The following is a 16415-nucleotide window of genomic DNA, read 5'->3' as shown; positions in this document are numbered from 1 at the left end:
GGTGACCATGCTGGCGCAAGGAATCCCCCATGCGCGAAATGGTTCCGGACCGGAGGCGCGACGGCTTTACACCCGCGCCGCACCTTCCTATCGGCTCGCCATGACACAGCCCGGCGAATCCATCCTCATCGTCGATTTCGGCAGCCAGGTGACCCAGCTGATCGCGCGCCGCGTGCGCGAAGCGGGCGTCTACAGCGAAATCGCCCCCTTCAATGCCGCCGCAGAGGCGTTCGAGCGGATGAAGCCCGGCGGCGTCATCCTGTCCGGATCCCCCGCATCGGTGCTGGAAGAAGGGTCGCCGCGCGTGCCCGACGCGATCTTCGAGAGTGGCATTCCGGTGCTGGGCATCTGTTACGGTCAGCAGGTGATGATGCACCAGCTCGGCGGGCGGGTGCAGCTGGGCGACAGCGGCGAGTTCGGCCGCGCGTTTATCGACATCGCCGATGGCTGCGCGCTGTTCAATGGGCTGTGGAGCGAAGGCGAAACGCATCAGGTGTGGATGAGCCATGGCGACAAGGTCACCGACCTCGCCCCCGGCTTCCGCCCGGTCGCGGCCAGCCCTGGCGCGCCCTTCGCGGTGATCGCCGACGACAGCCGCCGTTACTATGCGATGCAGTTCCACCCCGAGGTCGTCCACACGCCCGATGGCGGCAAGCTGCTGGCCAATTTCGTGCGCCATGTCTGCGGGCTCAAGGGAGACTGGACGATGGCGGAGTTCCGCCAGACCAAGATCGCCGAAATCCGCAAGCAGGTCGGCAGCGGAAAGGTCATCTGCGGCCTTTCGGGCGGCGTCGACAGCGCGGTCGCTGCGGTGCTGATTCACGAGGCGATCGGCGATCAGCTGACCTGCGTGTTCGTCGACCATGGCCTGATGCGGAGCGGGGAGGCGGATCAGGTCGTCAGCCTGTTCCGGGGTCATTACAACATCCCGCTGGTCCATGTGAACGCGGAGACGCTGTTCCTCAACGGCCTCGCCGGTGTCACCGACCCCGAGGCGAAGCGCAAGTTCATCGGCAAGACGTTCATCGACGTGTTCGAGGAAGAGGCGCGCAAGATCGGCGGCGCCGAGTTCCTGGCGCAGGGCACGCTCTACCCGGACGTGATCGAGAGCGTGAGCTTCACCGGCGGCCCTTCGGTGACGATCAAGAGCCACCACAATGTCGGCGGCCTGCCCGAGCGCATGAACATGAAGCTGGTCGAGCCGCTGCGCGAGCTGTTCAAGGACGAGGTCCGCGCGCTCGGCCGCGAGCTGGGGCTGCCCGATGTGTTCGTCGGTCGTCACCCGTTCCCCGGACCCGGCCTCGCGATCCGCATCCCGGGTGAGGTGACCAAGGAACGCTGCGACATCCTGCGCAAGGCGGACGCGGTGTATCTCGAGGAAATCCGTAACGCGGGCCTATACGACGCGATCTGGCAGGCGTTCGCCGTGCTGCTGCCGGTCAAGACCGTCGGCGTGATGGGCGATGGGCGCACCTACGACAGCGTTTGCGGCCTGCGCGCGGTGACCAGCACCGATGGCATGACCGCGGACGTCTATCCGTTCGACGCCAGCTTCCTGACGCGCGTAGCGACTCGGATCGTCAACGAGGTGAAGGGCGTCAATCGCGTCGTGTACGACTATACCTCCAAGCCACCGGGGACGATCGAATGGGAATGATCCGTATCGCCAGCCTGACGGTTCCGATGCTCCTCGCTGCCTGTAGCGAGGCGCCTCTGCCCAACGCTGCGACCGCAAACGGAACGGTGGCAGCAGAAGCCGTCGAGGACGACAGCGAAGCCGTGGCGGACAATATGGCGGCCCCCATGGAATCCGCCGAACCGTTGCTCAACATCGCGCCCGAGGCGCTGAGCCTGGTCGATCCGCGGAGCGGCCGTACCCGTCAACTGGCGTTCGGGACGGCGCGCGAAATCACGTTGACCGGCGCCACGGCGGCACTGGGCAAGCCAAGCGATACCGGCCGCAATGGCGAGTGCGGCGAAGGGGCGATGGAGTTCGTGGAGTTCGGCGGACTGACCCTGTGGTTCCAGCAGGACAAGTTCGTCGGCTGGTTCCTTGAGGGCGCTAAGCCGAAGCTGACCACCGCGACCGGCGCGGGGATCGGGTCGACGCGCAGCCAAGTGGCGGATGCGCTGGCGATCAGCGATGTTCCCGACAGCTCGCTGGGACGCGAATTTGCGACCGATAAGGGCGATTTTTCCGGCCTGCTCGATGGTGCGGGTGATGGGGCCAAGGTAACCGCGCTCTGGTCCGGTCAGGCGTGCATCTTCCGATGATCGCGCTCTACGGCATCCCGAACTGCGACACGGTGAAGAAGGCACGGGTCTGGCTCGACGCCAACGGCATGGCCTACACCTTCCATGACTATAAGAAGGAAGGCGCGGACCCGGCGCGGCTCGCCAAATGGGCCGATGCGGTCGGATGGGAGCCGTTGCTCAACCGCGCCGGCACGACGTTTCGCAAGCTCGACGAGGCCGACCGGGCCGATATCGATGCGGCCAAGGCGCTCGCTCTGATGGCGGCGCATCCCTCGCTGATCAAGCGACCGGTGGTCGAATATCGCGGCGGGCTGCTGGTCGGGTTCAAGCCCGAGCAATGGGCGGCAGCGTTGCTGTAACGAAATGATTGTCAAGCGCGCGTCTTAGAATAGTCTCTTCCGATCGAAGCAAGGGGGGAGGGCAAGATGACCGAAGGCACGTCTAACTCATCCGTGTGGCTCACCGTCGGAGCCACATTGTTGATCCTGTGGGCCCTGATGGGCTGCGCGTCGCTGTACATGCATTTCGCTGTGGGGCCAGGCGATGGTCCTGGCGCGACCGACTTTGACCGCCAGCTCTATGCATCGCTTCCGACATGGTATGGGGTGGTTTACATCGTCGCAGTGCTTAGCGGACTGGCCGGTGCCATTCTGTTGCTCATGCGCCGATCAGCAGCGGTCGTGCCGTCCGCCATTTCGGTGGTGGCAGTGCTGATCCAGTTTGGCTGGATGTTCCTCGCGACCGACACCATCGAGATGAAGGGCGTGTGGACGACCTATTTCCCGGCGTTCATCCTCGCGGTGCAGCTGTTCCAGCTGTGGTTGGTGACCATGGCGAAGGGCAGGGGGCTGCTGCGCTGATCCCCGGTTCGGGCGGGGCTTACTCCCCCGCCCACTGGAACACTTCGTCAAACGGCTTGCCGAATGCGTGCGCAATGCGGAACGCGGTTTCGAGCGTGGGGGAGTATTTTCCCTGTTCGATCGCCGCGATCGTCTGGCGGGTGACGCCGACCCGGTCGCCCAGCTCCGCCTGCGTCATTTCACCCGCCATAAAGCGCAGGGTGCGGATCTGATTGCTGATCGGGGGATTAGCCATGCCAGCCTCGCCGATAGCTGACGACGATGACCGCATCCCGCACGATCTCGGCGATGATGATGGCGGCCAGCGCCGAATTGGCCACGGTCCAGCCGGTATCGGTCAGTGGCAGCACGACGCCGACCCAGAGCATCAGGCCAAGCAGAACATAATAGCCGATTGCCGCGCCGCGCCGCGCGATCGAACGGTCGCGCTCATCGGGCTCGGCCCGCGCTTCGCGTCCCATCTGCGCTTTGAGGATGAGCCAGCCGGTGCCGAGGATGAGCAACCGAACCACGGTCGCCGCGCCAAACAACGCGGCATAGGTCAGCGTCTCAAGCCGACCCGGAGCCGGATCGACCAGTCCGACCCCCACGAAATAGCCGCCATAGGCGATGACCATTCCAATCAGCTCGAGCCAGGCGAGCCGTTCGCGATAGGCCATGGTCATACCTCCTTGCGGTAGCCGAGCGCCGTGGTGCCGAACCGCACCGCTTCTGCAAGGATGAAGGCACCGGCCAGCGCGAAGATCGTGTCGGTGCCATGCAGGCCCAAGTGTAGCCAGACGATCACGGCCGCAATACCGAGGATCAGGGTGAAATATGCGATGCCGGTCGCACGACGGCCAATCGCGCGATCACGCTCGTCCGCGGGGGCGCTCGCCTCCTTGGGTGCGCCGATGGCCCAGATCGTCGCCGCCGCAACCATCACTGCCGCCTGGGCGATCGTCGCGACGATGAACGGGCCGAGCATCGCCAGTCCGCGGTCGCCGTGCGGTACCGTGACCAGAATGATGAAAAACGCTCCCCAGATCAGCACCGTGCTGAGAAATGCCACCCACGCGATTTTTTCACGAAATGCCATGCGCCGCTCCCGGTGTGAACCATATACGACTCCATGTTATATATAACTAACATTGAGTCAATCTTCATTGACATGAGCTGCATGGTCGCTGGCGCGCTCGGCATCGCCCCGCTAGAGCGCCAGCCATGTCCACGACCTTCACGATCGACACATCGACCAGCCGCGCGACGCCGACTCCGGCGCCGATGAAACGGCTGACCATCCCCGCGATCCAGGCGCGCAAGGGTAAGGATCCGATTGTGATGCTGACCGCCTATACGGCGCGCATGGCGCAGCTGCTCGATCCGCATTGCGACGTCCTGCTGGTCGGCGACAGCCTGGGGCAGGTGATCTATGGCCTGCCATCAACTCTGGCGGTGACGCTCGACATGATGTGCGCGCATGGCGCGGCCGTGGTGCGGGGCAGTTACCATTCGGTGGTGGTCATCGACATGCCGTTCGGCAGCTACGAAGCGAGCCCGCAACAGGCGTTCGAATCGGCGGCGCGGATCATGGCCGAGACCGGCGCGGCCGGCGTGAAGCTTGAAGGTGGGGAGGCGATGGCCGAAACGATCGCGTTCCTCACCCGACGCGGCATTCCCGTAATGGGCCATATCGGCTTGACACCACAGGCGGTGAACGCGCTGGGCGGCTATGGTGCGCGCGGGCGTGGCAATGCCGAATTTGCCAAGATCATCGGCGATGCAAAGGCCGTGGCGGAGGCGGGGGCCTTTGCCATTGTTGCCGAGGGCGTGGTGGAGACGCTCGCGAACGAAATCGTCTCAGCGGTGCCCTGCCCCGTGATCGGGATCGGCGCGTCGGCGCAGTGCGACGGCCAGGTGCTGGTCACCGAGGACATGCTGGGCCTGTTCGAGCGGACCCCGCGCTTCGTCAAGAAGTTCGACGACATGGCTGGCCGCATTTCCGCCGCGGTCGAGAGCTACGCATCGGCCGTGCGCGATCGGAGTTTCCCGGGCGACGAACAAGTCTATAAGCCGAAGGACTGACGCTTTCGTTTCCCGTCCGGCGGGGCTAAGGTCCGCGCCCGCAACCCCCTAATTTTCCCGATGGAGTTCCCCTTGGCGCTGAGCCCGCAAAGCAACGATGTCTTTATGCGTGAGGTTGATGAAGAGCTCCGCAAGGACCAGGCGTTGCATATCTGGCAGAACTACGGTCGCTGGATCATCGTGGCGGTGATCGCCGCGTTGGTGGCGTTCGGCGGGTTCCTCTACTGGCAGAGCCATAGCGACGGGCAGCGTGCAGCCGAGGGCGACAAATATGCCGCAGCGTTCAAGGCGCTGGGCGAGAACAAGCCGCAGCTGGCGGACGCGTCGCTGAAGGAACTGGCCGAATCCGGCACCACCGGGTTCAGTGTCGGCGCGCGCTTCACCCAGGCGGCCCTGCTGCTGCAGAAAAACGACCTCAAGGGCGCAGCCGCGCTGATGGGTGCGATCGCCGCTGACACCAAGGTGCCACAGGAGTTTCGCGACCTCGCGCTGATTCGCCAGACCATGATCGAATATGACACGCTGAAGCCCGACGCCGTCGTCGCGCGGCTGAACGGTCTCGCGGTCAAGGACAGCCCCTGGTACGGCACTGCGGGCGAGCTGGTCGCCGGCGCCTATCTGCGGCAGGGCAAGCGCGCCGAGGCCGGCAAGCTGTATGGCGAGATCGCAAAGGACGAGGGCGTTCCGCGCTCGGTCCGTCAACGCGCGGTTCAGATGGCCGGCGTACTGGGTGTCGACGCGATCGTCGACGAGGGTGAGGACAAGAAAGCACAATGATCAAGTCGGTTCGTATCCCCGTCGCGCTTGCGGCGCTGGTGGCATTGAGCGCGTGCGGCATCTTCAAGGGCGGTGGCAACAAGACTCCGGTGCTTGGCCAGCGCGTGCCGATCCTTGCTGGCGAGTCCGGCATCACCGCCGACAAGTCGATCGCCGAAGTTCAGGTCGTGCTGCCGATGGCAGTGGTCAATGCCGGCTGGACCCAGCCGGGCGGCAATGCGTCGAAGATGATGGGTCATCTGGCGCTCGGCCAGACGCCGACGCGCGTCTGGTCTGCAAAGATTGCCGGGACCACGGGCCGCGTGCGCCTGGCCGCGGCGCCGGTCGTGGCCGATGGCAAGCTGTTCGTCGTCGGTACCGATGCGGTCGTCCATGCTTTTGACGCCAACAGCGGCAACAAGCTGTGGTCGCTGGCGACATCGACGGACAAGGAGAATCGCAACGCTGCGTTTGGCGGGGGCGTCAGCGTCGAGGGTGGGCGCGTGTTCGCGACCAACGGTCTTGGCGACGTCGTCGCGATCGACGCGGCGGCGGGCACCGAAGTGTGGCGCAAGAAGCCGGGCGGTCCGCTGCGTGGTGCGCCGACCCTGTTCCTCAACAACGTCTATGTCGTGTCGCAGGACAATCAGCTGTTCGCGCTGGCGCAGGCCGATGGTGCGGTCGTCTGGACCCAATCGGGTACCCCGGAAACCCAGGGCGTGTTCGGCGTCGCCGCACCTGCCGCGGCGCAGGGCACGATCGTCGCCGGCTTCTCGTCGGGTGAACTCAACGCCTATCGCTACGAAAATGGCCGCGCCTTGTGGACCGATACGCTGTCCCGCTCGACCATCTCGACCTCGGTGTCGAGCCTGGTCGATATCGATGCGGAGCCGGTGATCGATCAGGGCCGTGTGTACGCGGTCGGGCAGGGCGAGCGCATGGCGTCGTTCGAGCTGGCTTCGGGCAGTCGGGTTTGGGAACAGAATTTCGCCGGCATCTCCACCCCGTGGATCGCGGGCGAGTGGATTTTCGTGATGACCGACGACGCGCGTCTGGTCTGCATCGCGCGCGGCAGCGGCAAGGTCCGCTGGATCAGCCAGTTGCGTGCCTGGCGCGACGAGGACGACAAGAAGGGTCCGATCACCTGGATCGGCCCGGTGCTGGCCGGCGATCGGCTGTGGCTGGCCAATTCGCGCGGCGAGCTGGTCTCTGCATCGCCGACCGATGGCAGTGTCGGCGCGACGATCGAAGCTGGCAAGAAGATCAGCCTGGCTCCAATCGTGGCGAATAACATGCTGTATGTCCTCAGCGACAAGGGTGAGATCACCGCCTATCGCTGAGGCGCCAGTTGCGGTAGGGGGCGCGGATGCGTCTTCCTACCGTAGCGATCATCGGCCGTCCTAACGTCGGCAAATCAACCCTGTTCAACCGGCTCGTCGGCAAGCGCCTGGCGCTGGTCGACGACCAGCCCGGCGTCACGCGCGACCGGCGCGAGGGCGACGGCGACCTGCTGGGTTGCCCGTTCCGGATCATCGACACTGCGGGGTTCGAGGATGAAGATCCCGCCAGCCTGCCCGGCCGCATGCGCGCGCAGACCGAAGCCGCAGTGCGTGAGGCAGATGTCGCACTGTTCATGATCGACGCGCGCGCGGGCATCACCCCGCTCGACGAAGAGGTCGCACGCTGGCTGCGCAGCTCCGGCACGCCGATCGTGCTGCTGGCGAATAAAGCCGAGGGGCGCGCCGCTGAACCGGGCATTCACGAGGCGATGGCGCTGGGCCTGGGCGATCCGGTGCCGTTCTCCGCCGAACATGGGGAGGGCATCGCAGATCTGTTCGAAGCGCTGCAGCCCTTTATCGACCGCGAAGCGGATGAGGCCGCGGAGGAGGACGATGAGTCGCCCGACGCCCCGCTCAAGCTGGCGGTCGTCGGCCGTCCGAATGCGGGCAAGTCGACACTGATCAACAAGATCCTGGGGCAGGACCGGTTGATTACCGGGCCCGAGGCCGGGATTACCCGCGATTCGATCGCGATCGAATGGCTGTGGACGGATGAAGAGGGGAATCAGCGCCCGGTGCGGCTGATCGACACCGCCGGCATGCGCAAGCGCGCCAAGGTGCAGGAGAAGCTGGAGAAGCTGTCGGTGTCCGACGCGTTGCGCGCGGTCGATTTCGCCGAAGTCGTCGTGCTGCTGCTCGACGCCACCAAGGGGCTTGAGGTTCAGGACCTGAAGATCGCCGACAAGGTGCTGCAGGAGGGCCGCGCGCTCGTCATCGCGCTCAACAAATGGGACGTTGCCGAGAATCAGTCGAGCCTGTTCAACGGGGTGAAGGGCGCGCTCGACGAGGGTCTGGCACAGGTGAAGGGTGTGCCGCTGCTCACGGTGTCGGGGGCGACCGGCAAGGGGCTTGATACGCTGATCAAGGTCGCGTTCGAGACCCGTGAGGCGTGGTCGCGGCGCATCACGACCGGCCAGCTCAACCGCTGGTTTGAGCGTGCGATTGAGGCCAATCCGCTGCCCGCCCCGGGCGGGAAGCGGATCAAGCCGCGCTACGTTACCCAGGCCAAGACGCGACCGCCCAGCTTCATCCTGTTCGGCACGCGCGTCGACCTTCTACCGCAAAGCTATGAGCGTTATCTGGTCAACAGCATGCGCAAGGAGTTCGGCTTTGGCGCGGTGCCGGTGCGGCTGACTATGAGGCCCTCGAAAAACCCGTTCGACCGCGACTGAAGCCAATATTGGCAAGGCCACAACGACAGCCCTGATGCCGCCGGAAATCGATTGTGCGTCAACCTGACGTTTACCGGCCTACCCATATTGATCCTGGTAGGTAGAGTGGGCTGGAGGTTTAAGTGTCGACCCTCGATGAAAACCGGCTGGTTGACTGGGCGACATTTGCGCACGCCCGGGCGCAGCTTGGCGCCAATTTCGTACGCATTCTCGGCTATTTCCAGGAGGATGGCGTCAAGTCGGTGGCGCGGATCGAGGATGCGATGCGGTCGAACAATGCCGCCGCAATGGTCCTTCCCGCGCACACGCTGAAGGGGGAGTCCCGCCAGTTCGGTGCGGAGCCGCTTGCGGAATGTGCGGCCGCGATCGAGGAAATTGCCCGCCAATGCGTCGAAAGCCGCGATGAACCGAGCGAAGCGCTCAAGCTGGTGGTCGAGCTGCGCCCGTTGTTTCAGGCGACGCTGGCGCTGCTGGAGCGGGAGGCAAACCCGCTGGTCGAGCGGCGCCCGGTGTTCGGACGCCGCCCGGCCGCCTGATTCAGGCTTCTTCGGCCTTGGCGTTGAGCTGGATATAGTTCTGAATCCCCATCCGCTCGATCATCTCGAACTGGGTTTCGAGCGTGTCGACATGCTCTTCCTCGCTGTCGAGAATGCGCTGGAACAGGTCACGGCTGCCATAGTCGCGGACCTTCTCGCAATGCTCGATCGCGTCCCTCAGCAGCGCGACGGCTTCATATTCAAGCTCAAGATCGGCCTTCAGCGCCTCTTCGACGCTCTCGCCGATGCGTAACCGTCCGAGTAGCTGGAAATTGGGCAGGCCATCGAGGAACAGGATGCGCTCCGCGAGCATGTCGGCATGCTTCATCTCGTCGATCGACTCGTGCCGCTCGAACTCGGCGAGCTTCTTGACGCCCCAATGGTCGAACAGACGGTAGTGAAGCCAATATTGGTTGATCGCGGTCAGCTCGCCCTTGAGCACCTCGTTCAAATAATCGATGACCTTGGGATCGCCCTTCATGTCGCACCTTTCGCGTTCGTTTTGCGCTGGCGACTATAGCGCGCGCGGCGCGCGTCAGACAGCCAAAAATGGCGGTTTTCTGCGGGTTAGCGAAGCTGCGAACGCTACGCAGCAGCGCGCTCGGCGTCGATAATGGCTCGCGCGAACGGAACGCACTGACCGCATTTGGCCTGGCGTCCCAACGCCCGATAGGCCTGGCACGCGCTGATCGCGCCATCACGCGCCGCAGCGCGGACATCTTTTTCACGAATGGCGTTACAAACGCAGACGACCATCGGACCCTCTCACTCGACGGAGCCAAGCTAAGGCGAGTGAGAGTGATTCGCAACAGTTATTGCGTGACATTCGCAATCAGCGGGACAGGGCGCCGCCCGCCATCGACTGAAGCTGTCCGCGCGCAAGGCTGCGCCACAGCCATTCGAGCGGGCCATAAGCGAATCGCTCCAGCCACGGCTTCGACCACAACACAATGAGCGCCCAGACCGCCAACACGACCAGATAGACCTCCGCCCGCGACAAGGCTCCGAACCACGCCAGGCCATAGCCATAGAAGATGGTGGTGCAGATGATGCTGGTCATGAGATAATTGGTGAACGCCATCCGGCCTGCCGCCGCCAGCCGCTCGGTCAGCAGTCCACCGGGGCGCATCAGCAGGACGATCAGGCTGGCCCAGCCCATGATCATCAGCGGACGCACCGGCACGGTGAACACCATCGCCGCGCTGCTGACCTGCACCAGACCGAAATCCGAACGGATCACCCATAGGGCCAGCGCCGTATAGACGGGGATTCCGACGCCGAAGCCGACCGCGACCCAACGCCAGTAACGGCGCCGGTCCCACCGTCCCGTCAGCATGCCGCTGCGAAACGCAGCCATGCCGAACAGCATATAGGCCAGTGTTTCGGAGCCATATTGCATGATCGCGACCAGCGGCAGCCAGGCGGCCTCCTTGAACCGCTCGACGGCGATTTCCCACCAACCGCCACGATACAGATCGACCTGTTCGGTCAGCCAGTCGGCCGGGGGACGGCCGAAGCCGCGCGTCAGACCGAGAACTGCGTCGCGCACCTGCGGTTCGTCGGGCTTTGCTTGCGCGATCAGGGCGATGAGCGGAATGAACGCGGCGAAAATGAACTGGACCACCAGAAGGATGCAGCCCACGATCAGCAGCGTCTTCACTCGCGCATTGCGGAAGAAAAAGGCGATCATTCCGATCAACGCGTAATGGTTGAGGATATCACCGAACCAGATCGCCCACAGGTGGACGAGGCCGAAAACGAGCAGCCAGATCATCCGGGCATAATGGACCTTGGCCGCACTCTCTCCCTTGGCCGTCGCCCGCTCGATCACGAGCAGGGTCGAAGCGCCGAACAGGAATGAGAACAGGCCGCGCATCTTGCCGTCGAACAGCACGAAATTGCCGAACCATACGGCCAGGTCGATGCCGTCGGACCCGCCATAGGCCCCCGGGTTAAAATAGGCCGTCATCGGCATCGAAAAGGCGATGATGTTGAGCAACAAGATGCCGAGCACCGCGACCCCGCGAACGGTATCGAGCGTCAAATGGCGGTCGCCCGCCATGGTCGTGGTCATGGATGGTCTCCCCCTGTCTTATACGGGGAATACACCGCCAGCGCTGGCCGCGCCAGCGTCAACCGCCGCTGCGCAATTCCTTGCGGATCATCAGCTTTAGCCCCGACCAGACGGCATCGACGGCGCACACTTTCACATCGACCAAGCCTAACGGCAGGGCGACCTCGCGGATCGTGTCCTCGATGATGTCGGTGTCCATCTTCGCAGACTTTTTCGGCCAGGACACCCAGATGAAGCCGCTCGGCGCGATCAGCTGGCGCAGCGCGGCGACCTCACGGGCCAGCGCGGTGCGCTCGGTCACGAAGATATGCGCGGCGTCGATGCCGGCGCAGGGCGCGGCGAGCAGCTCGAGTCCGAGGTCATCGACCTGCGCCTCCGCCCGTACGCCGTCGGGCATATCGGCGATGAACAGCCGCATGCCGGGCTTGAAGCCGAGCTTCTCGGCAAGCGCTGTGGTCGAATAGCCGGCGGTCATCGTTCCCTCCTGCAGGTCGAAGCCTCGCCGGGTCGGGCGAGTCGGCCAGGAGGGTGACAGATTTGGGCCGCCGGAAGAAGCCCGGCCCCGGGTCCGACCCGGGGCGACGGTTCAGTTGTGCGCGTGTTGGGTTCAGCTGCCCATCAGTGCGGGGAAGAAGCCTTCATGCGCGGTGCGCAGATCGTCGATCGTCACGCACCAGTCGCCTTCGTCGAGTTCGAAGATCAGCCGGTCCCTGATCGTCCGGCCCATCGGGTCAGCGGGAACGTCGGCGGCGGCGGCCGCGCTGAGGAATTCGGTCAGCGCCTCGTCCGGCACGGTGACGATGTAGAGACCCTGATCCTCGCCGAAGAAGCTGCCGGCAATGCCGAAGGGCTGGGCCTGATCGATCGTCGCACCAATACCGCTGGCGAGCGCCATTTCGGCGAGCGTCACCGCAACGCCGCCGTCCGACACGTCATGGACGGCATTGACCAGGCCGCGCGTGATCATGTCGCGGACGAAATCGCCGGTGCGCTTTTCGGCTTTCAGATCGACCGGTGGGGGCGGGCCTTCCTCGCGGCCATGGATTTCGCGCAGCCAGATCGACTGGCCGAGATGGCCCATGCGCTCGCCGACAGCGATGATCGCGTCGCCGGTTGCCTTGAACCCGATCGTCATCGACTTGGACCAGTCGGCGAGGATGCCGACGCCGCCGATGGCGGGGGTGGGCAGGATCGCAGAACCGCCGCCGGTCGCCTTGCTCTCATTGTAGAGCGACACGTTGCCCGACACGATCGGGAAGTCGAGCGCGCGGCAGGCGTCGCCCATGCCTTCGAGACAGCCCACGATCTGGCCCATGATCTCCGGCCGCTGCGGGTTGGCGAAGTTGAGGCAGTTGGTCACCGCCAGCGGGGTCGCGCCGACGCTGGTGAGGTTGCGCCACGCCTCGGCAATCGCCTGCTTCCCGCCCTCGACCGGGTCGGCGAAACAATAGCGCGGGGTGCAGTCGGTCGTGATCGCCAGCGCCTTGTCGGTGCCATGGACGCGGACCACCGCGGCATCGCCGCCAGGCCGCTGCACGGTGTCGGCGCCGACCATGTGGTCATATTGCTCCCAGATCCAGCGGCGCGACGCGATGTCGGGCGAGCCCATCAGCTTGATCAGGTCGGCGGCGATGTCGGTCGATTCCGGCTCATCCGCCAGCTCGGCGGGCTTGGGCGTCGCGACATGCGGGCGGTCGTAGAGCGGCGCTTCGTCCGCGAGCGGGGCGAGCGGGATGTCGGCAACAACATCGCCCTTCCACTTCAGCACCATGCGGCCGGTATCGGTGACGGTGCCGATGACCGCGAAGTCCAGCTCCCATTTGCGGAAGATCGCCTCGGCAAAGGCTTCGCGGCCGGGCTTGAGCACCATGAGCATGCGCTCCTGGCTCTCCGACAGCATCATTTCGTACGGCGTCATGCCGGTTTCGCGCTGGGGCACATTGTCCATGATCAGCTCGATGCCGACGCCGCCCTTCGACGCCATCTCGACGCTGGACGAGGTGAGGCCCGCCGCGCCCATATCCTGGATCGCGACGATCGCGTCCGACGCCATCAGCTCAAGGCATGCCTCGATCAGCAGCTTTTCGGTGAACGGGTCGCCGACCTGCACGGTCGGGCGCTTCTCGTCGCTATGCTCGTCGAAATCTGCGCTCGCCATGGTCGCACCATGGATGCCGTCGCGGCCGGTCTTCGATCCGACATACACCACCGGATTGCCGATGCCGGCTGCGGCGCTGTAGAAAATCTTGTCGGTCGCGGCGACGCCCACGGTCATCGCGTTGACCAGGATGTTGCCGTCATAAGCCTTGTGGAAATTGACCTCGCCCCCGACCGTCGGGACGCCGACGCAATTGCCATAGCCGCCGATGCCATGCACCACGCCCGAAATCAGGTGCTTCATCTTCGGATGATCGGGGCGACCGAAGCGCAGCGCGTTCATGTTGGCGATCGGCCGCGCGCCCATGGTGAACACGTCGCGCAGAATGCCGCCGACACCCGTCGCCGCGCCCTGATAGGGTTCGATGTAGGACGGGTGGTTGTGGCTCTCCATCTTGAAGATCGCCGCCTGGCCGTCGCCGATGTCGATCACGCCGGCATTCTCGCCGGGGCCGCAGATCACCCAGGGGGCGGTCGTCGGCAGCTTCTTCAGATGGATGCGGCTCGACTTGTAGCTGCAATGCTCCGACCACATCACCGAAAAGATGCCGAGTTCGGTCAGGTTCGGCTCACGCCCCATCGCGTGCAGGACGTGATCATATTCCTCGGGCGACAGGCCGTGTTCGGCGACGATTTCGGGCGTGATGGCGGGAGCGGTCTGGGTCATGGTCGCGCGCATAGCGGGACGTGCGCGGTTCGTCATCCCCCCGCGGCCAGCGATCGTTCAGGCGGCTTGTGCGTTCAGGGTGCATGGCAGCGATCCTGATCCATCAACGGGAGCGTGCGGGCGGCGCGGCGGTCGCGGCGGCGTTGACGCTGGCGCTGGGCGCGCTGCTCGTTGCCGGCCTTGCGGTGCGCGCGCAGGTTGGCAAGCGGGCGGACGGCATCGCATTGTTCCGCGTTGCGCCCGATCCACCGCCGCCTGAAGCGATACGCGCCCCGCAACGTGAAACCCGGCCCGAGGGAGAGGCGGCCCCGCCAAATCTCACGTCTCGTGCAACGGAGGTCGTCGCGCCTGAGCCGGTGGTGCCGCTTCCCCTGCCACCGCCGCCGCTGCCGGTTGCGGAGAAAGCCGCTGACAGCAATGAGGCGACCAGTGGCGCGGCGGATGTTCCGGGACCCGGCAGCGGCGCGGGTGGACAAGGTGACGGGTTCGGCGCGGGCGGGCGCGGCGACGGGCGCGGGGCCGGCGATCCCGATGCCACGCCGCCCCGTTGGGTGCGCGGCCGCATCCGCGATTCGGACTATCCCGAAGACCTAGCCGATGCCGGGATCGGCGGGCGCGTGACTGTGCTGTATCTGGTCGAGACCAACGGCCGGGTCGGCGATTGCGAGGTGGTCGGGTCCAGTGGCGTACCGCGGCTGGACGCACTGACCTGTCGCCTGATCCGCGAGCGGTTCCGTTTCCGCCCGTCACGCAGCGGCGCGGGCAAACCAGTCCCGGCGCTGATCCGCGAGAGCCATGAATGGGTCTTTGAGCGGCTGCCGCCGGAGCCGTAAACCAGGCTCAAAGACGGCGCAGCAGCCCGCCCTTGGTCATCGCCTCGAACGGTGATTCGTCTCCCGCGTCGAGGACCTGGTTTTCGGCCAGCCACTCTTCGATGCTGTTCAGGTCGGGCACCGCATAGGGGCGCAGCGTCCGCCCGGTGACGCGCAGTGCCTCGACCGCGGCAATGAGCGATCCCCCAGCATCGATCCGCTGCGCCACCGTAAGCGAATCGGTGCCGAGATGCTCGGCGAGCAGGCCATTGCGGATCGTGGCAATGCGGCGCGCCTCGTCCGCCGTGCGCGCGGCCAGCGCGACATCGCATTCGGTGTCGAGGCCAAGCGAACGGTTGTTGAAGTTGGACGACCCGACCCGCAGGAAGCGATCGTCGATCGCCAGTACCTTGGCATGGACATAGATCGGGTCGCCCCCCGCCGTGTAGGGGTGGTAGAGGCGCAGCCGGTCATGCGGGTCGCGCTGCTTGAGCGCCTGGAAGAGGCGCGCGCGCGCGGTGTCCATCGCGGTTTGCTCCAGCCAGCCATCGGCGCTACGCGGGTTGACGATCACGAACTCCGGCCCGTCCGGTTCGGCCAGTCGCTTGGCGATCGCCTCTGCGATCGCGCGGGACGCGAAATACTGACTCTCGGCATAGACGAAGCGGCGCGCGGTTGCGATCAGGTCGAGATAGAGCCTTTCGATCTCCTGCACCGGCGGTTCGCCGTTCAGTTCGGGCTGGGTGCGTGCAACGGCCACGCGGATATCGGTGAAATCGGGTGCCAGCCCGTCGGGCCAGCATTCCTGATCGACATCGGGCCGCTCAAGGCGATGGCCACCGGCGCGATGCCATCGCTCCCGGCACAGATCGCCCAGCATTGTGGCTGCGGGCCCCTGAATTGCCGTGGTCGCGTCGTGCCACGGCATATAGGGCTCGCCACCCGGATTGATCCGACCCGGATCGCCATCCGCATGGCCGCGCGTATCCCATCGGCCCAGCGTCATGTCGATGCCGCCGCAAAAGGCCAGGCAATCGTCGATCACCACGATCTTCTGATGATGCGACGCGCCGGGCGGGTGGGTCGAATCGAGCTTGAGATGGATGCGCTTCGACAGCTTCCATTCGACCAATGTCTGCAGCGTCCGCCCGCGAAGCAGCGCGGCCATCGCGCCGATGTCCCAGCGCAGGATATGCACTTCCAGCTCGGGGTTGCGCTGCGTGATCCAGCTGATGAACGCGCCGACCTCGCGCGGAGCCTCGGGATGGGTAGGGGGATCGTCGTGGGTCAGCAGGATGCGCGCATCAAAATCCCAACCGATCAACAGGATCTGCTTCTTCGCACGCAGCATCGCATGGCGCGCGATCCGAAAATAATCTTCCGCATCGACGATGACCGACAGCCGGGTGGCGTCGGCGGTGCGCCAGCAATTGCGGCCGGGCTCCAGGAGCAGCGAGTCGTCAGAACCGGCGGACATGGTCGTGGCAATACCGTTAGCGGGC

Annotated in this window: 19 protein-coding genes; 10 read left to right on the top strand and 9 right to left on the bottom strand. The window is 65.2% G+C overall.

Going from position 1 to position 16415, the window contains the following annotated elements; all coding sequences use genetic code 11:
• Positions 1-100: 100 nt before the first annotated feature.
• From guaA to ACO05N_RS13765, 4 genes are all read left to right on the top strand, one after another.
• Positions 101-1657, top strand: coding sequence for a glutamine-hydrolyzing GMP synthase (gene guaA / locus ACO05N_RS13780; RefSeq protein ID WP_422057641.1), 1557 nt, complete (start codon positions 101-103; stop codon positions 1655-1657).
• Positions 1654-2274, top strand: coding sequence for a hypothetical protein (locus ACO05N_RS13775; protein WP_422057640.1), 621 nt, complete (start codon positions 1654-1656; stop codon positions 2272-2274). The genes guaA and ACO05N_RS13775 overlap by 4 nt, the downstream gene beginning before the upstream one ends.
• The gene (locus tag ACO05N_RS13770; protein WP_422057639.1) at positions 2271-2615 is read left to right on the top strand and encodes an ArsC family reductase; all 345 of its coding nucleotides are present in this window, start codon (positions 2271-2273) and stop codon (positions 2613-2615) included. Before ACO05N_RS13775 ends, ACO05N_RS13770 begins: the two co-directional genes overlap by 4 nt.
• 66 nt (positions 2616-2681) lie before the next feature.
• Positions 2682-3116, top strand: a complete 435-nt coding sequence (locus ACO05N_RS13765) for a sugar transporter (protein ID WP_422057638.1) — start codon at positions 2682-2684, stop codon at positions 3114-3116.
• 19 nt (positions 3117-3135) lie between these two features.
• On the opposite strand, the gene ACO05N_RS13760 is transcribed toward ACO05N_RS13765, so the two are convergent.
• From ACO05N_RS13760 to ACO05N_RS13750, 3 genes are read right to left on the bottom strand one after another with little or no spacing between them, the layout of a single operon-like run.
• Positions 3136-3351 (bottom strand): helix-turn-helix transcriptional regulator, encoded by a 216-nt coding sequence (locus tag ACO05N_RS13760; protein ID WP_422057637.1) that lies wholly within the window; start codon positions 3349-3351, stop codon positions 3136-3138.
• A complete protein-coding gene (locus ACO05N_RS13755) occupies positions 3344-3775 on the bottom strand; it encodes a hypothetical protein (protein ID WP_422057636.1) in 432 nt (143 codons plus the stop codon). Before ACO05N_RS13755 ends, ACO05N_RS13760 begins: the two co-directional genes overlap by 8 nt.
• Before the next feature lie 2 nt (positions 3776-3777).
• Positions 3778-4194, bottom strand: a complete 417-nt coding sequence (locus ACO05N_RS13750) for a hypothetical protein (RefSeq protein WP_422057635.1) — start codon at positions 4192-4194, stop codon at positions 3778-3780.
• A gap of 125 nt (positions 4195-4319) precedes the next feature.
• Between ACO05N_RS13750 and panB the strand changes: the two genes are divergently transcribed.
• From panB to ACO05N_RS13725, 5 genes are all read left to right on the top strand, one after another.
• Positions 4320-5180 (top strand): 3-methyl-2-oxobutanoate hydroxymethyltransferase, encoded by an 861-nt coding sequence (panB, locus tag ACO05N_RS13745; RefSeq protein WP_422057634.1) that lies wholly within the window; start codon positions 4320-4322, stop codon positions 5178-5180.
• A 105-nt stretch (positions 5181-5285) separates the two neighbouring features.
• Positions 5286-5957, top strand: a complete 672-nt coding sequence (locus tag ACO05N_RS13740) for a tetratricopeptide repeat protein (protein ID WP_422057633.1) — start codon at positions 5286-5288, stop codon at positions 5955-5957.
• Positions 5954-7276 carry a PQQ-binding-like beta-propeller repeat protein gene (locus ACO05N_RS13735; RefSeq protein ID WP_422057632.1) on the top strand — a complete coding sequence of 441 codons (1323 nt, stop codon included), beginning with the start codon at positions 5954-5956 and terminating at the stop codon, positions 7274-7276. The genes ACO05N_RS13740 and ACO05N_RS13735 overlap by 4 nt, the downstream gene beginning before the upstream one ends.
• 26 nt (positions 7277-7302) lie before the next feature.
• The gene (der, locus tag ACO05N_RS13730) at positions 7303-8667 is read left to right on the top strand and encodes a ribosome biogenesis GTPase Der (RefSeq protein WP_422057631.1); all 1365 of its coding nucleotides are present in this window, start codon (positions 7303-7305) and stop codon (positions 8665-8667) included.
• Between the two features lie 122 nt (positions 8668-8789).
• On the top strand, positions 8790-9203 hold the full coding sequence (locus tag ACO05N_RS13725) for an Hpt domain-containing protein (protein WP_422057630.1): 414 nt from the start codon (positions 8790-8792) through the stop codon (positions 9201-9203).
• A 1-nt stretch (position 9204) separates the two neighbouring features.
• On the opposite strand, the gene bfr is transcribed toward ACO05N_RS13725, so the two are convergent.
• From bfr to purL, 5 genes are all read right to left on the bottom strand, one after another.
• Positions 9205-9684, bottom strand: coding sequence for a bacterioferritin (gene bfr / locus ACO05N_RS13720; protein ID WP_422057629.1), 480 nt, complete (start codon positions 9682-9684; stop codon positions 9205-9207).
• A 104-nt stretch (positions 9685-9788) separates the two neighbouring features.
• Positions 9789-9959: a (2Fe-2S)-binding protein gene (locus tag ACO05N_RS13715; protein ID WP_300495269.1), complete on the bottom strand. Its 171-nt coding sequence runs from the start codon at positions 9957-9959 to the stop codon at positions 9789-9791.
• A gap of 76 nt (positions 9960-10035) precedes the next feature.
• Positions 10036-11277 carry a DUF418 domain-containing protein gene (locus tag ACO05N_RS13710; RefSeq protein ID WP_422057628.1) on the bottom strand — a complete coding sequence of 414 codons (1242 nt, stop codon included), beginning with the start codon at positions 11275-11277 and terminating at the stop codon, positions 10036-10038.
• A 58-nt stretch (positions 11278-11335) separates the two neighbouring features.
• Positions 11336-11752 (bottom strand): hypothetical protein, encoded by a 417-nt coding sequence (locus ACO05N_RS13705; protein WP_422057627.1) that lies wholly within the window; start codon positions 11750-11752, stop codon positions 11336-11338.
• A gap of 132 nt (positions 11753-11884) precedes the next feature.
• A complete protein-coding gene (gene purL, locus ACO05N_RS13700; RefSeq protein ID WP_422057626.1) occupies positions 11885-14101 on the bottom strand; it encodes a phosphoribosylformylglycinamidine synthase subunit PurL in 2217 nt (738 codons plus the stop codon).
• Positions 14102-14184: 83 nt separating this feature from the next.
• Between purL and ACO05N_RS13695 the strand changes: the two genes are divergently transcribed.
• Positions 14185-14934, top strand: coding sequence for an energy transducer TonB (locus tag ACO05N_RS13695; RefSeq protein WP_422057625.1), 750 nt, complete (start codon positions 14185-14187; stop codon positions 14932-14934).
• Between the two features lie 7 nt (positions 14935-14941).
• Here the strand turns inward: ACO05N_RS13695 and ACO05N_RS13690 are convergent, their stop codons facing one another.
• Entirely contained in the window at positions 14942-16390 is a 1449-nt protein-coding gene (locus ACO05N_RS13690) for a phospholipase D-like domain-containing protein (protein WP_422057624.1), read from the bottom strand.
• Positions 16391-16415: the final 25 nt, after the last annotated feature.

The sequence above is a fragment of the Sphingomonas sp. genome, from assembly GCF_965227385.1.
Classification (GTDB): Bacteria; Pseudomonadota; Alphaproteobacteria; order Sphingomonadales; family Sphingomonadaceae; genus Sphingomonas.
Note: the sequence above shows the minus strand (reverse complement) of the source record. Positions and strands in the feature narration are given on the sequence as shown.